Source organism: Kitasatospora cinereorecta (genome assembly GCF_024172095.1).
Taxonomy (GTDB): domain Bacteria; phylum Actinomycetota; class Actinomycetes; order Streptomycetales; family Streptomycetaceae; genus Kitasatospora; species Kitasatospora cinereorecta.
In genome coordinates this window covers 465,789-479,952 of record NZ_JAMZDX010000003.1, presented here as the reverse complement: position 1 = coordinate 479,952, position 14,164 = coordinate 465,789, and the positions used below count along the sequence as shown (strand labels likewise).

Sequence of the window (14,164 nt, the reverse complement as noted above, 5' to 3'; positions counted from 1 at the left end):
ATCGTATTAGCGGTGGCGGTGGTCGTTCGGGGTCAGGCGGGGGCCGTAGCGCGGGGCGTGCGAGGCCGTCAGCCGCAGCAGCCGGCAGACCCGGTAGCGGTGCGGGCGGAACGGCTCCAGCAGTTCGAGCATCTGGGCGTCGTCGCTGCGCGGGCGGCCGGCGAGGGCCCAGCCGACCAGGTTGGGCAGGTGGAAGTCGCCGACCGAGACGGCGTCCGCGTCCCCGTTGGAGCGCTGCAGCGTCTCCGCGGCCGTCCAGATCCCGATCCCGGGGACGGCGGTGAGTCGGGCGAACGCCTGCTCGTGGTCGAAGCCGGACGCCTCCTCCAGGCGCGCGGCCAGCCGGGCCGCCCGGACCACGGTGGCCGACCGCTTCGGGTCGACGCCCGCCCGGTGCCACTCCCAGCTCGGGATCAGCGCCCACTCGCGGGCCGAGGGCGCCACCCGCATCCCCTGCGCGCCGGCCGGGCCGGGGGCGGGGGTGCCGAAGTCGCGCAGCAGGGTGCGCCAGGCGCGGTACGCCTCGTCGGTGGTGACCTTCTGCTCCAGGATCGAGGGGATCAGCGACTCCATCACCAGGCCGGTGCGGCCCAGCCGCAGGCCCGGGTACGAGCGCTGGGCCTCGCGCAGCGGGCCGGGCGGGAGCAGCAGGGCGGCCGGGTCGTCGTCGGCGCCGAGCAGCTGCGGGACGCGGTCGAGCAGCCAGTCGGCGCCGGGGCCCCACGCCTGGGCCTCGACCTCGCCCGCGGCGGCGGGCGCGAGGCGCAGGGTGCCGGGGCCGGCCGGGGTCCGGGAGGCGCGCCAGAACGCGCCGTCGGGCGTGCTCCGGTAGGCCGGGTCGGCCGGGCCGTGGCGCAGCGGGAACAGGGTGCGGCCGAGGTCGAGCGGGTAGCCCGGCCGCCAACGCCGTACCGCCTGGGGCATGCCGTGCCACCGCCTTCCGCGAACCTCGGGGAGAACGATACGGAGGATCGCGCCGCGCCGGGCAGCGGGGCGCGGCGGGGGTGCGGCGGGGGTGTGGGAGGTGCTGTGGAGAGGGGGCCGGTGGTCTCCCGGGCGCGGGCTCGCAGGGATTAGGGTGGACCGCACCATGACTGCGCTCTTCGCTGCCGACGCCCGCACGCCCGCCGAGCTGCTGCACGCCTATCTGCGCGCCGGGGCCCCCGATGCCGATCCGTCCCGCCCCCTGATCACCTTCTACGACGATTCGACCGGCGAGAGAGTCGAACTGTCGGCGAAGACGTTCGACAACTGGGTCGCCAAGACGTCCAACCTGCTGCAGGACGAGCTGAACGCCGGTCCGGACGACCGGGCGTCGCTGCTGCTGCCGGCGCACTGGCAGACCGCGGTGTGGCTGCTGGCCTGCTGGTCGGTGGGCGTCACCGCGGTGCCGGGCGGCGATCCGGCCGAGGCCGACCTGGTGGTCAGCGGGCCGGACGGGCTGACGGCGGCGCACGAGTGCTCGGGCGAGCGGGTGGCGCTCGCGCTGCGCCCGCTGGGCGGGCGGTTCCCGCAGCGACCGGACGGCTTCCTCGACTACGCCGCCGAGGTGCCCGGCCAGGGCGACCGCTTCGCCCCGTACTCCCCGGTGGACCCGCAGGCCCCGGCGCTGGAGACCCTGGTGGACGGGCTGGCGCTGAAGCTGACCGGTGAGCAGGCGGTCGCGCTGGCCCGTGAGGGTGCCGCGCGGCTCGGCCTCGGGACCGAGAGCCGGGTGCTGTCGACGCTCTCCTTCGACGACTGGAGCGGCCTGGAGGCCGGGCTGCTGGCCCCGCTGGCGGCGGGCGCCTCGGTGGTGCTCTGCCGGAACTCGGAGAAGCTGACCGACGAGCAGTGGGAGAAGCGGATCGACTCCGAACGAGTGACTCTTCGTCTCGGCTGATCCCCCCGTCCCGGCCCGCGGGGTAGTGATCCCGCGATGGCAGAGGAGCAGAACACCGGCGCGCGCCCCCCGGCCGACCAGGACGGGGGGCGCCGCGCGTTCGCCCGCCGTTCCTTCGTGCGCCGGCACTGGCTGGCGCTGACCGGCGGCGTGCTGACGCTGGCCATGCTCACCACCGGGACGCTGGCGTGGCTCGCGTACCGGAAGCTGAACGGCAACATCGGGACCGACCGGGTGACCGGGACGCTGCTCGGCCGGGCCAGCGACCGGCCGGACCGGGGCGCCACCGAGGCGGAGAACATCCTGCTGATCGGGAGCGACGACCGCAGCGGCGCCAACAGCGCGTACGGCGGCTCCGGCGGGCAGCGCTCGGACACCACGATCCTGCTGCACCTGGCCGCCGACCGGCACCACGCGTCGGCGGTCTCCATCCCGCGCGACGTGATGGTGAACGTGCCGGCCTGCGACCTGCCGGACGGCGGCCGGACCCGGCCGGCGTTCACCCAGTTCAACCTGGCGTTCGAGACCGGCGGCCCGGCGTGCACCATCCGGACCGTGGAGCGGCTCACCGGCATCCGGATCGACCACCACCTGATCCTGGACTTCACCGGCTTCAAGAAGATGGTCGACGCGGTCGGCGGCGTGGAGGTCTGCGTCCCGCAGCCGATCCACGACCGGGACGCGCAACTGGACCTGCCCGCCGGGCGGCAGGTGCTGCACGGGGAACAGGCGCTCGGCTACGTCCGGGTGCGGGAGTCGATCGGCAACGGCAGCGACACCCAGCGGATGGGCCGTCAGCAGCAGTTCCTGGCCTCGCTGCTGCGCAAGGTGCAGTCGCAGGGCGTGCTGTTCAACCCGGCCCGGCTGTGGCCCCTGCTGGACGCGGCCACCTCGGCGATCAAGGCCGACCCGGGGCTGAGCTCGCTCGGCTCGCTGTACGACCTGGCGCAGGAGGTGCGCGGGATGTCGCCGGCCAACGTGGCGTTCCTCACCGTGCCGCGCCGCGCGTACCGGCTCGACGCGAACCGGGACGAGTTCGTGCAGCCGCAGACCGACCAGCTGTTCGCGATGCTGCGGGCGGACCGGCAGGTGGAGGTGGTGCCGGGCCCGAGTCAGAGCCCCGGGCCCGGCGGGGGCGGCGCGAGTCCCGGCGGTGCGAGCCCCGGTGGTGCGAGCCCCGGCGGCGACCCGGGCGTGCGGGCGGGCGCGAGCGTGGCGGCCGGCGCGGACGCGGTGGGGACCGGCGTGGACACGGTGCCGGGCGCCGCCGGGAGCGCCGAGCCGACCCCCGGGCCCGGCTCCGGGCCGGGCTCCGAACCGGGCTCCGAACCGGGCTCCGGGCCTAGCGATGCGCCGAGCGGGGTGCCGACCGGTGCGCCGACCGGGGTGCCGTCAGCCTCCGCGAGCGGGGTCCCCGGAACGAGTCCGACGCTGGAGGGCCGGACGGCCGACCAGGACGTCTGCGCACTGCACTGACCTCGGGAATGGTCCCCGGCCGGTCACGGAGTTGCGCGGGCGGTGTGAAGAGATGTCAGACGGATTGCCCCATTTAGCACCCATCCTTCGCGTGAGGGGTGTCACAGGACGGGGGGACCGAGCTTCCGGCTCGTCTAGGGTGTCCGGGGTGAACAGCGGACACCGGAACCGGAACAACCTGGCGGACTCGTTCCCCCAGGACATCGACCCGGCCGATCAGTGGGTGCTCGACCCGGAGACCGGCGAGTTCCGCCTCGACCTGACCGCGGCCACCGTCCCGGCCGCGCGCACCCCGATGTCCCCCCGCACGCCGCGGACCGCGCCCGGCGCCACGCCGGAGCGCTCCGGGCCCGATGACGGCCCTCGCTCCGGCGGCGACGACGGTCCCGGTGGCCGGGCGGCCCGCCGCCGCGGCGGGAAGGCCGGCAAGCCGCGCCGCCGCCGGGCGCTGAAGTGGACCGCCGGCGTGGCCGCGCTGGTCCTGGTGGCCGGCTGCGGCGGCGCGTACTACGCGTACCAGCACTTCAACAAGAACATCTCCTCGGTCGAGGTCCAGGTCGGCAATGACGCCGACCGTCCGAAGGCGGCCGAGGGTGCGATGAACATCCTGGTGATCGGCACCGACAGCCGGGTCGGCCTGGGCCGCGAGTACGGCGACGAGGGCAGCCCCGGGCACGCCGACACCACGCTGCTGTTCCACGTCTCCAAGGACCGCTCCAACGCGACGGTGATGTCCATCCCGCGCGACCTGATGGTGCCGATCCCGGAGTGCCAGACCGGCACGAAGAAGATCGCCGGCACGGCCCGGGCGATGTTCAACGAGAGCCTCGGCCAGGAGGGCCGCGACCCGGGCTGCACCTGGACGACGGTCGAGAAGATGACCGGCATCCACATCGACCACTTCATGATGGTCAACTTCGAGGCCGTGAAGACGCTCTCCACCGCCGTCGGCGGCGTCGAGGTGTGCGCGGCCAAGGACATCAACGACCCCGACTCGCACCTGAAGATGTCCAAGGGCAAGCACGTGGTGCAGGGCGACGAGGCGCTGGCCTTCGTCCGCACCCGCCACGCGGTCGGGTACGGCGGCGACCTGACCCGCATTCCGCTGCAGCAGCAGTTCATCAGCTCGATGATCCGCAAGATCAAGAGCAGCGACACCCTGACCAGCCCGACCAAGCTGTGGAACCTCGCGGACGCCGCCACCAAGGCGCTGACCGTCGACTCCAAGATCAACGACGTCAACAAGCTCAAGGACCTGGCGCTCGACCTCAGCAGCGTCAACACCAAGAACATCACCTTCACCACGGTGCCGGTGCTGGACTCCACCGAGAAGGGCGAGAGCGGCCGACTGGTCCTCAAGGAGCCGGACGCCAAGCAGCTCTTCGGGATGATCGCCGGGGACAAGTCGCTCACCGACGTCCCCGGTCAGGCCGACGCGAGCGCGGCCGCCGCACCCTCCGCCGCGCCCACCACCGAGGCGCCAGCCGCCCCGCAGGTGGACGCCAAGAGCGTGCGGGTCACCGTCCGCAACGGCACCGGGACCACCGGGCAGGCCGCCAAGGCGGTCACCGCGCTCCAGGGCAAGGGCTTCACCCAGGCCGGTCCCGGCAGCAACGCCGAGCCGAGCGCCGCCAGTGTGATCTCCTATCCGGCGGGCAAGGCCGACCAGGCGGCGGCGCTGGCCGCGGCCCTGGGGCTGCCGGACACCGCCGCGCAGCAGAGCTCCAAGCTGGGCGCCAAGGACGCGCTGGTCGTGACGCTGGGCAAGGACTACGGCGCCGGTGGCGGCGCGCCCGCCGCGGCGGTGCCGACCGAGGCGCCGAAGGACCTGCAGCGGGTGCAGGCCGACGACGAGAACCTGTGCGCCAAGTGATCGGGATCGTTCGCACTCCGTCCTGACTTCGCTACGAAGTCGTCCCGGCCGTAACCAAGTTGCCCGCCGGAACGTGGTCATCGGTATGACGATCGACCAATCGGTGCGGGAGATACCCGGAGCCGGACGGCGCTCCCGCGGCGGGCGGCGCCGGCGCCGGCCGAGCGGTGTCCGGCGCTGGCTGCGGCCCGTCGCCCTCACCACCGGACTGGTGGTGGTGGCCGGCTGCGGCGGCGCCTACCTGTACGTCCGGCACCTGGACGCCAACATCTCGCACGCCCCGCTCGGCGCCGGCAACGCCCCGCCCCCGGCCGGACAGGCGGACGCCCAGGGCCGGGTGGCGATGAACATCCTGATCATCGGCACCGACAGCCGGAAGGGCCTGAACGGCGCGTACGGCGACCGGCAGAACACCGGCGACGGCAACAACGACGTCAACATCCTGCTGCACGTCTACCCGGACCGCCGGGCCGCCGTCGCGCTCGACCTGCCGCGCGACTCGCTGGTCGACCTCCCCAAGTGCACCTCGCCGGACGGCAAGGTCTACCCCGCCAAGAAGCACCGGCCGTTGAACGAGGCGCTCGGGCGCGGCGGCCCCGGCTGCGTCACCGACACCGTCCAGTCGATCACCAAGCTCAAGATCGACCACTACGCGCTGGTCAACTTCGAGGGCGTCAAGGAGCTGACCGACGCGGTGGGCGGGGTGGACGTCGACCTGTGCACCGCGATCAAGGACCCGGACTCCCACCTCGACCTGCCCGCCGGGCAGAGCCACCTGACGGGGGAACAGGGACTGCAGTTCGTCCGGACCCGCCACGGGGTGCAGGACGGCAGCGCGATCGGCCGGTTCTCCATGCAGCGGGCGTTCCTCTCCTCGCTGCTGCGCAAGATCACCGCGCAGGGCACGCTGCTCGACCCGACCAAGGCCTTCCCGGTGATCGAGGCGGCGACCAAGTCGATCACCGTGGACGACCCGATCGCCGGCACCACCAAGCTGGTCGGACTCGCCACCGACCTGCGCAACGTCAAGCCGGCCGACGTCTCCTTCGTCCAGCCGGTGATGGCGTACACCACCGACGACCCCGACCCGGACCTGCGCGGCAAGGCCGAGATGGTGCAGCCGAAGGCCGACCAGCTGTTCGCGTTGATCCTGGCCGACCGGACGCTGTCCGGCGACGAGGACCACACCGGCGGGGCCGCCGCACCGTCCGGCTCACCGGACGCGGGCTCGTCGGCACCGGCCGCTCCCGCCGCCGCGACGGGGGTCAACCCGGCCTCGGTGAACGTCACCGTGGTCAACGGCACCGGCCGCGGGATGGTCGCCACCAGCACCGCCAAGACCCTCGGCGGACTCGGTTACCAGGCCTCCCCCGGATCGGACACCGGCAGGACCGCCCGGAGCACCGTCCGCTACGCCCAGGCCGACCAGAAGCCGGCCGCCGAGGCGGTCGCCACCGCGCTCGGCCTGCCCGCGTCGGCGGTCGTCGCGGGCGGCTCGGGGCGCGGGGTCACCGTCACCCTGGGCACGGACTTCCAGGCCCCTGCGGCGGGCGGCGGCGCCGCGGCGCCGGTTGCCGTGCCCAGCGCCGTACCGACGGACGTGAAGGTCCATCAGGGCGACGACACCAGCTGCACCCAGGGGAAGACCGGCACGCTGAAGCAGTGAGGCCGGTGCCGGGTCAGCGCTCCGCGGCTTCGGCGAGCAGGCCGTCCTTCTCGACGTACTGCTCGCCGGTGCGCGGACAGCGCCAGCGGCCGTCGCCGACGTCCTCCAGCGGCTCGCCGGCCCGGCCGACCCACTTGATCCGCCGGGCCGGGACGCCGGCCACCAGGGCGAAGTCCGGGACGTCCCGGTGGACCACCGCGCCGGCCGCGACCAGCGCCCAGCGGCCCACCGTCACCCCGGCGACCAGCACCGCGCGGCCGCCGATCGAGCAGCCCTCGCGCAGGGTCACCCCGCGCGCGTGCCAGTCGTCGCCGCGCTTGAGCCGGCCGTCCACATCCACCGAGCGCGGGTAGAGGTCATTGGTGAGCACGGCCGCCGGGCCGACGAACACCCCGTCCTCGACCACGGCCGGCTCGTAGACCAGCGCGTGGTTCTGCAGCTTCACCCGGTCGCCGATCCGGACCCCCGGACCGACGTACGCGCCGCGCCCGACGATGCAGTCGGCGCCGATCCGGGCGTGCTCGCGGACCTGCGCCAGGTGCCAGACCGTACTGCCCGGGCCGATCTCGGCCCGCTCGTCGACGTCCGCGCTCGGCTCGATCCGGGCGGCCGACACCCCCTCGGTGCTCCCCATGCCGCGACGATAGCGGTCGGGCGGGCGGGGGCGCGGGGGAACCGGCGAGTACGCGGCGGGACCTACGCGCGGGAACCGGTGACTACGGGTGGGCCGGCGCCATCGGGGTCGGGGCCTTGCTGTCGATCACCTTCCGGGCCAGCGAGCGCGGGGAGGTCAGGAAGCCGAAACCCCAGCTCAGATGCATGGTGACCAGCGCGACCGGCAGCTGGAGCCGAGCCCGCAGGGACAGGCCGCGGCCCTCGACCACCGAACCGCCGAGGATCCCCAGCAGGTAGCCGGCCGGCAGCGCCAGGAAGGCGGGGTGCACCGCGACGCCCAGCACCAGGCCCAGCACCACGGCGAGCAGGGCGCTCGGCGGGGCCAGGTAGCGCAGGTTGACCGAGCCCCGGTGGTAGCGGGTCACCACCCGGCGCCAGCGGCCGTAGTCCTTGTACTGCTTCGCCAGCGCCCGGACGCTCGGCCGGGGACGGTAGGTCACCTTGAGCTGCGGGGTGAACCAGACCAGGCCGCCGTCCTGGCGGATGCGGTAGTTCAGCTCCCAGTCCTGGGCGCGGATGAACTCCTCGTTGTAGCCGCCCTGCCGGGCCAGCACCTCGCGGCGGAAGACGCCCAGGTAGACGGTGTCGGCCGGGCCGGCCAGGCCACCGGTGTGGAAGGCCGCGTTGCCGACGCCGATCTTGGAGGTCATGGCGGCGGCGACCGCCTTCTCCCACTCGGTCTCACCCTCGGCGAACATGATGCCGCCGACGTTGGCGGCGTCCATCTCGTCCAGCAGGCGGACCGCGGTGGCGATGTACCCGGGCGTCAGCAGGCCGTGGCCGTCGACCCGGACCACGATCGGGTGGCGCGAGGCGCGGATCGCGGCGTTGAGGCCCGCAGGGGTCCGGCCGGTGGGGTTCGGCACGGTACGGACCCGCGGGTCCTCGGCCACGAGTTCCGCGGCGATCTCGTCGGTCCGGTCGGTGGACGGGCCGAGCGCGATCACCACCTCGAGGTCGCCCGCGTACTCCTGTTCCAGGATGCGCCGGACGGCGGTACGGAGGTGACGTTCCTCGTTGAGCACCGGCATGATCACGGAGACCGCCGGCAGCTCCTCAGCAGCCTTGGTGTTCATCGCGCCCGAGCGTACCGGCGCGGCCCTGGCCTTGTCAGATGCGGGTGGCCCCGACCACATCCCGGGCTGTGTGGATCGTGTGCGGCCCCGGTGTGCGCCCGCCCCGAGGGAACGTTTTGCCGACCCGGCCGACGGGCGGCGCGCCGTCCCCGGAAAGGACCGGTCGGGCCCCTACCATCCGGAGGATGCCCCGTACCGCGCCGTACGACCGCTCCGCCCCGCCGCCGTACGACCCGCCGCCGTACGACCCCCCGCAGTCCCCCGGCCGCCGCTGGGGCCGCTGGGCGGCGGGCACCGTCTCACTGGCCGTCCTGGCCACCTCCGGCGGTGGCTGGGCGGTCCTGCACGGGATCGGCGACTCCATCGGCCGGGTCGACGCCTTCGACGGCGACCGGGGCCGACCCACCGACGACGGAATGACCACCTTCCTGGTGGTCGGCACCGACGACCGGGACGGCATCCCCGAGCACACCCTGAAGAACGTGCTGCACGCCGGCGGCGAGTCCTGCCACTGCACCGACACCATGATGGTCGTCCAGCTCGCCGACGACGGCGGCCGGGCCAGTGTGGTCTCCATCCCCCGCGACTCCTACGTCGACATCCCCGCCCACCAGGACCCGGCGACCGGCCGGCAGGTCCCGGCCGGCAAGGGGAAGATCAACGCCGCGTACGGGATGGGCGGCGCACCACTCACCGTACGGACCGTCGAGCAGAACACCGGCCTGCGGATCGACCACTACCTGCAGGTCAACTTCCTCGGCTTCGTCGCCGCGGTCGACGCGCTCGGCGGGGTGGAGGTGTGCACCACCAAGCCGCTCAAGGACGACTACTCCGGACTCGACCTGCCGGCCGGCACCACCCGCCTCGACGGGGCGGGAGCGCTCAAGTACGTCCGGGCCCGACACGTCGACGGCACCTCGGACCTCGGCCGGATGCACCGCCAGCAGCGCCTGCTGGCCCAACTGCTGCACCAGGCCGCCTCCGGCGGGCTGCTGCTCGACCCGGCCCGGCTGGCCGGGGTGGCGAACAGCGTGCTGGCCTCCGTCAAGGCCGACAAGGACCTCTCCTCCGGTGACCTGCTGAGCCTCGCCACCCGGTTGAAGGACCTCTCCGCCTCCAACGCCGACTTCGCCACCGTCCCGCTCGCCGATCTCGACTACCAGGCCCCGGGGTGGGGGTCGGCGGTGAAATGGGACGAGAAGGGGGCCAAGGCGCTGTTCGAGGCGGTCCGGCAGGGGCGTCCGCTGACCGGCCGCCCGGCGGGCTCGGGGGGCACGGAGGGGGCGAACGGTGGGGCCGGCTCGGCGGCGGGGGCCGCCGCGTCGCCGATGGCGGCCGGGACGGTGGCGCCCGGGCAGATCCGGGTGCAGGTGCTCAACGGGACGGGCGTGCAGGGGCTCGGATCCCGGGTCGATAGCGACCTGCGGAAGGCCGGCTTCGCGACCACCGGGACCCCGTCCAACGCCGCTGGTGCGCCCTCACCGCACCCGGGCAGCGGGACGCCGTCGGCCGTCCGGACGGTGGTGCGGTACGACCCGCGGTGGGACGAGTCGGTGAAGACGCTGGCCGCCGCCCTGCCGGGCGCCGAGCTGGTGGCGGTGTCGGGGCTCGGGGCCACCCTGGAGGTGGTGGCGGGGACCGACTACCGGGGCGTGGCGGGGGTGGCCGGTTCCGCGCCCACGGGTACGCCCACAGCGGCGGTCAGCGCGAGCGGTGCAGCGGTGGTGGCGGAGACCGGGGCGGCGATCGGCTGCTCGTCCTAGGCGCCCGGCGGCACCCGGCGGCTGGATGGGGCTTGGTGGGCGGGGTGTTCGGGAACGTCCGGAGCGCGCCGCCGAGTCTGCCGGTTCGCGCAGGTCCCCGCGCCGCTGAGTGACACGCCGAGGGGCGTGGGGCTCTGCCGGGCAGAGCCCCACGCCCCTCGGCGTGGTGGTGCGACGGGTGTCAGTCCGTGGCGATGGCGGCCAGGATGTTCATCCGGGCGGCCCGGAAGGCGGGGACGAGGGCGGCGAGGAGGCCGACCACCGCCGAGCCGACCAGGATCGTGACGATGGTGCCGGTGGGGACGGTCAGGATCTCCAGGCCCTGGCCGGCCAGCACCTGGCGCGCGGTGATGCCCCAGCCGAGGCCGAGACCGGTGCCGAGGACGGCGCCGAAGAGGGCGATCACCACCGACTCCAGGCGGACCATCCGGCGCAGCTGGCGCCGGGAGAGGCCGATCGCGCGGAGCAGGCCGATCTCCCGGGTGCGCTCGACCACCGACAGCGCCAGGGTGTTGACCACACCGAGGACCGCGACCACGATCGCCAGGCCGAGCAGGCCGTAGACCATGTACAGCAGCTGGTTGACCTGCTGCTGGATCAGGTCCTTGTAGCCGGCCTGGTCCAGCACGACGACCTGCGGGTACTGCTCCATGGACTTCTGCAGGTCGGCCAGGACGGTCGCCTTGTCGGCGCCGGCGGCTGCCTTGCCGTAGAGGGACTCGTCGGCCGGCAGGTCGGCGGCCGGGACGGCCTTGCCGACGGTCTCGATGGTGGTGAACGGCCCGTCGAAGAGGCTGCCCTTCTCGGTGACGGCACCGACGGTCAGGCTCTGGGTGCGGCCGCCGGCGTACTCGATCGAGACGGAGTCGCCGACCTTGAGGTTGTGGTCGGTGGCGAAGCCCTCCGGGAAGGCGATCCCACCGGCGAGGGCGGTGTCGGTGTTGCCGGAGACGACCGGGAGCTTGAAGTTCTCGCCGAAGGTGGCCGCGGTGACCGCGAGCACCTCGGTCTCGGCGGCCTTGCCGTCGGGGCCGGTGACGCGGGCCGGCAGGGACTTCTGCTCGGTGACCGCGGTGAGGCCCTTGGTGGCGCGGACCGCGTCCACCATCGCCGGGGTGAAGCTGGAGCCGCGGGAGTTGATGCCGTAGTCGGCGCCGACCGACTTGTCGACCTTGGCCTTGGCGGAGCTCACCATCGAGGAGGTGACGACCGAGGCGCCGGAGACCAGCGCCAGACCGATCATCAGGGCGGCGGCGGTGGCACCGGTACGCCGCGGGTTGCGCATGGCGTTGCGCTGGGCAAGCTTGCCGGACGGGCCGAACAGGGCGGGCAGGGCGGCGCCGAGCACCCGGACGATGCCGGTGGCCAGCAGCGGGCCGAGCACCACGAAGCCGATCAGTGTGAAGACCACGCCGACGCCCAGCAGCATGCCGCCGTTGGCGGCCGAGTCGACCGAGCCGGCGCCGGTGAGGGCGGCCGCGCCGATCCCGGTGACCACGATGCCGACGGCGGCGCGGATCCGGTTGGCGGCGGCCTCGGCCGGGGTGCCGTGGTCGCGCAGGGCGGCCATCGGGGAGATCTTCCCGGCCCGGCGGGCCGGGATCCAGGCCGCCAGCACGGTGATCAGGATGCCGACCAGGTAGGAGGCGACCGGGACCGTCCAGGTGATCTCCAGCGAGGAGGCGTCGAGGTTCATCCCGACCGCCTTCATCAGCTGGATGAGCAGCTCGGCGAGGCCGAGGCCGGCGCCGAGGCCGAGGGTGGAGCCGAGCACGCCGAGGATCAGCGCCTCGATCAGCACCGAGCGGTTGACCTGTCGGCGGCTGCCGCCGATGGCGCGCAGCAGGCCGATCTCCCGGGTGCGCTGGGCGACCAGCATGGAGAAGGTGTTGATGATCAGGAAGCCGCCGACCAGCAGGGAGATGGCGGCGAAGCCGAGCATCGCGTACTTCATGAAGCCGAGGAAGGAGCCGACGCCCTTGGCGTTCTCGTCCTTCTGCTCGGCGGCGGTCTTGGCCTCGTAGCCGCTGCCCAGGTCGGCCAGGGCGGCCGTCTTGAGCTGGTCGTCCGTCCGGGAGCCGTCGCCGAAGACCTCGATGGAGGTGTAGGCGGTCTCGCCGAGCAGGACCTTCTGCGAGGTCGGGGTGTCCATGAACGCCAGGGCGGCGCCCGGGTTGGTGGTGCGGAAGGTGGCGATGCCGGAGATGGTGAAGTCGTAGTTGCCGGTCATGGTGACCACCCGGAGGTGGCCGCCGACGCCGAGGTCGGACTTCTTGGCGGTGTCCGCGTCCAGCACGATCTGGTCGGAGCCCTGCGGGGCGTGGCCGGAGGTGATGTCGACCGACTTGCGCGGGGAGTCCGTCCAGTTGCCGGCCAGGGTCGGGGCACCGCCGGTGGGGCTGACCGACTTGTTGGTGGCCGGGTTGACCAGGGTGGCGGTCTCGGTGAAGACCGAGCCGATGGCGGCCTTCACGCCGGGTTCGGCGGCCACCTTGCGCTGGGTGTCGACCGGGACCGTCCGCGTCTTGCCGCCCTGGTGGGCGTCGGCGGCGAGCTTGTCGACGGCCTGGCGGACGGTGAGGTCGGAGGCGGTGGAGGCGAAGAGCCGGTCGAAGGTGGCGGTGGCGGTGTTGGAGAACACCAGGGTGCCGGAGACGAAGGCCACCGAGAGGACGACGGCCAGCAGGGAGAGCACCATCCGGCCCTTGTGGGCGAAGAAGCTCCGCAGTGAGGTCTTGAGCAGCATGATTCCCGACCCCGCGTCAGCTGGTGCGCTTGCCGTCGAAACGGCGCATGCGCTCGAGGACGGAGTCGGCGGTGGGGGCGAGCATCTCGTCGACGATGGCGCCGTCGGCGAGGAACAGCACGCGGTCCGCGTAGCCGGCGGCGACCGGGTCGTGGGTGACCATCACGATGGTCTGGCCCAGCTCGTCGACCGAGCGGCGCAGGAAGGTCAGCACCTCGGCCCCGGAGCGGGAGTCGAGGTTGCCGGTGGGCTCGTCACCGAAGATGATCTCCGGTCGGGCGGCCAGCGCCCGGGCCACCGCGACGCGCTGCTGCTGGCCGCCGGACAGCTGGGTCGGGCGGTGCTTCAGCCGGTCGGCGAGGCCGACCGTCTCGACCACCTGGTCGAGCCAGGCCTTGTCGGGCTTGCGGCCGGCGATGTCCATCGGCAGCGTGATGTTCTCCAGCGCGTTCAGGGTCGGGAGCAGGTTGAACGCCTGGAAGATGAAGCCGATCTTGTCGCGGCGGAGCTTGGTGAGCTGCTTGTCCTTCAGCCCGGTGATCTCGGCGTCGCCGATCCAGATCCGCCCCTCGGTCACCGTGTCGAGCCCGGCCAGGCAGTGCATCAGGGTCGACTTGCCGGAGCCGGACGGACCCATGATCGCGGTGAAGCGGCCCCGCTGGATGTCCACATCGACCGAGTCCAGCGCCGTGACCCGGGTCTCCCCGGCACCGTACGTCTTGGTGACCTGCCGCGCGGATGCCGCGGTGGTACCGGTTGTCTGCACGGCCTTCGCTGCCGTCGTCACTGGAATCTCCTCAATGTGGTGTCCACCCGTTCGCCCCAAGCCTGGCGGCTGCGACCCGGGCCGCGGAATGGTGGAGGCATCCGTCTTGGGACTGGTGCCAGCACCACCATCCGGCGGGGGGTCTGCGGGGTTGGACACCACCGTAGGAGATGGCCGGTCGGCGGGTCATCGTCCCCCGGGAGGAAGGGGGGACACCGGGAGATGTACGGGCTGCGCGCGG

The 14,164-nt window shown here is 73.3% G+C and carries 10 protein-coding genes; 5 read left to right on the top strand and 5 right to left on the bottom strand.

Translation table 11 applies throughout. The annotated features are described in order from the left end of the window. Positions 1-6: 6 nt before the first annotated feature. The gene (locus tag FHR36_RS15775; protein WP_253797856.1) at positions 7-924 is read right to left on the bottom strand and encodes a DNA-3-methyladenine glycosylase family protein; all 918 of its coding nucleotides are present in this window, start codon (positions 922-924) and stop codon (positions 7-9) included. 166 nt (positions 925-1,090) lie between these two features. Between FHR36_RS15775 and FHR36_RS15770 the strand changes: the two genes are divergently transcribed. The 4 genes from FHR36_RS15770 to FHR36_RS15755 all read left to right on the top strand — a co-directional run bounded on the left by FHR36_RS15770 (position 1,091) and on the right by FHR36_RS15755 (position 6,897). Further along, a complete protein-coding gene (locus FHR36_RS15770) occupies positions 1,091-1,882 on the top strand; it encodes a TIGR03089 family protein (protein WP_253797855.1) in 792 nt (263 codons plus the stop codon). 36 nt (positions 1,883-1,918) lie between these two features. Beyond that, positions 1,919-3,358 (top strand): LCP family glycopolymer transferase, encoded by a 1,440-nt coding sequence (locus FHR36_RS15765; protein ID WP_308199365.1) that lies wholly within the window; start codon positions 1,919-1,921, stop codon positions 3,356-3,358. A gap of 148 nt (positions 3,359-3,506) precedes the next feature. Next, complete coding sequence (locus FHR36_RS15760; RefSeq protein WP_253797854.1) at positions 3,507-5,231, top strand: LCP family protein; 1,725 nt, start codon at positions 3,507-3,509, stop codon at positions 5,229-5,231. A gap of 85 nt (positions 5,232-5,316) precedes the next feature. Beyond that, positions 5,317-6,897 carry an LCP family protein gene (locus FHR36_RS15755; RefSeq protein ID WP_253797853.1) on the top strand — a complete coding sequence of 527 codons (1,581 nt, stop codon included), beginning with the start codon at positions 5,317-5,319 and terminating at the stop codon, positions 6,895-6,897. Between the two features lie 13 nt (positions 6,898-6,910). Here FHR36_RS15755 and FHR36_RS15750 read toward each other — a convergent pair whose 3' ends face one another. Both FHR36_RS15750 and FHR36_RS15745 read right to left on the bottom strand, forming a co-directional pair. Next, positions 6,911-7,531, bottom strand: coding sequence for an acyltransferase (locus tag FHR36_RS15750; RefSeq protein ID WP_253797852.1), 621 nt, complete (start codon positions 7,529-7,531; stop codon positions 6,911-6,913). Positions 7,532-7,613: 82 nt separating this feature from the next. Further along, complete coding sequence (locus tag FHR36_RS15745; protein ID WP_253797851.1) at positions 7,614-8,648, bottom strand: glycosyltransferase family 2 protein; 1,035 nt, start codon at positions 8,646-8,648, stop codon at positions 7,614-7,616. Between the two features lie 185 nt (positions 8,649-8,833). Here FHR36_RS15745 and FHR36_RS39345 point away from each other — a divergent pair, with 185 nt between their 5' ends. Continuing rightward, positions 8,834-10,411, top strand: coding sequence for an LCP family protein (locus tag FHR36_RS39345; RefSeq protein WP_301330260.1), 1,578 nt, complete (start codon positions 8,834-8,836; stop codon positions 10,409-10,411). 181 nt (positions 10,412-10,592) lie between these two features. On the opposite strand, the gene FHR36_RS15730 is transcribed toward FHR36_RS39345, so the two are convergent. Next, a complete protein-coding gene (locus FHR36_RS15730; RefSeq protein WP_253799300.1) occupies positions 10,593-13,160 on the bottom strand; it encodes an ABC transporter permease in 2,568 nt (855 codons plus the stop codon). Between the two features lie 13 nt (positions 13,161-13,173). After that, positions 13,174-13,944 carry an ABC transporter ATP-binding protein gene (locus FHR36_RS15725; RefSeq protein ID WP_253797850.1) on the bottom strand — a complete coding sequence of 257 codons (771 nt, stop codon included), beginning with the start codon at positions 13,942-13,944 and terminating at the stop codon, positions 13,174-13,176. Between the last annotated feature and the right edge of the window lie 220 nt (positions 13,945-14,164).

What these genes read in the sequence shown, in the direction of transcription:
- FHR36_RS15765 (WP_308199365.1), top strand. Translation starts at nt 1,919, where the DNA reads ATGGCAGAGGAGCAGAACACCGGCGCGCGCCCCCCGGCCGACCAGGAC.
- FHR36_RS15775 (WP_253797856.1), bottom strand. Translation starts at nt 924, where the DNA reads ATGCCCCAGGCGGTACGGCGTTGGCGGCCGGGCTACCCGCTCGACCTC.
- FHR36_RS15750 (WP_253797852.1), bottom strand. Translation starts at nt 7,531, where the DNA reads ATGGGGAGCACCGAGGGGGTGTCGGCCGCCCGGATCGAGCCGAGCGCG.
- FHR36_RS15745 (WP_253797851.1), bottom strand. Translation starts at nt 8,648, where the DNA reads ATGAACACCAAGGCTGCTGAGGAGCTGCCGGCGGTCTCCGTGATCATG.
- FHR36_RS15770 (WP_253797855.1), top strand. Translation starts at nt 1,091, where the DNA reads ATGACTGCGCTCTTCGCTGCCGACGCCCGCACGCCCGCCGAGCTGCTG.
- FHR36_RS15755 (WP_253797853.1), top strand. Translation starts at nt 5,317, where the DNA reads ATGACGATCGACCAATCGGTGCGGGAGATACCCGGAGCCGGACGGCGC.
- FHR36_RS39345 (WP_301330260.1), top strand. Translation starts at nt 8,834, where the DNA reads ATGCCCCGTACCGCGCCGTACGACCGCTCCGCCCCGCCGCCGTACGAC.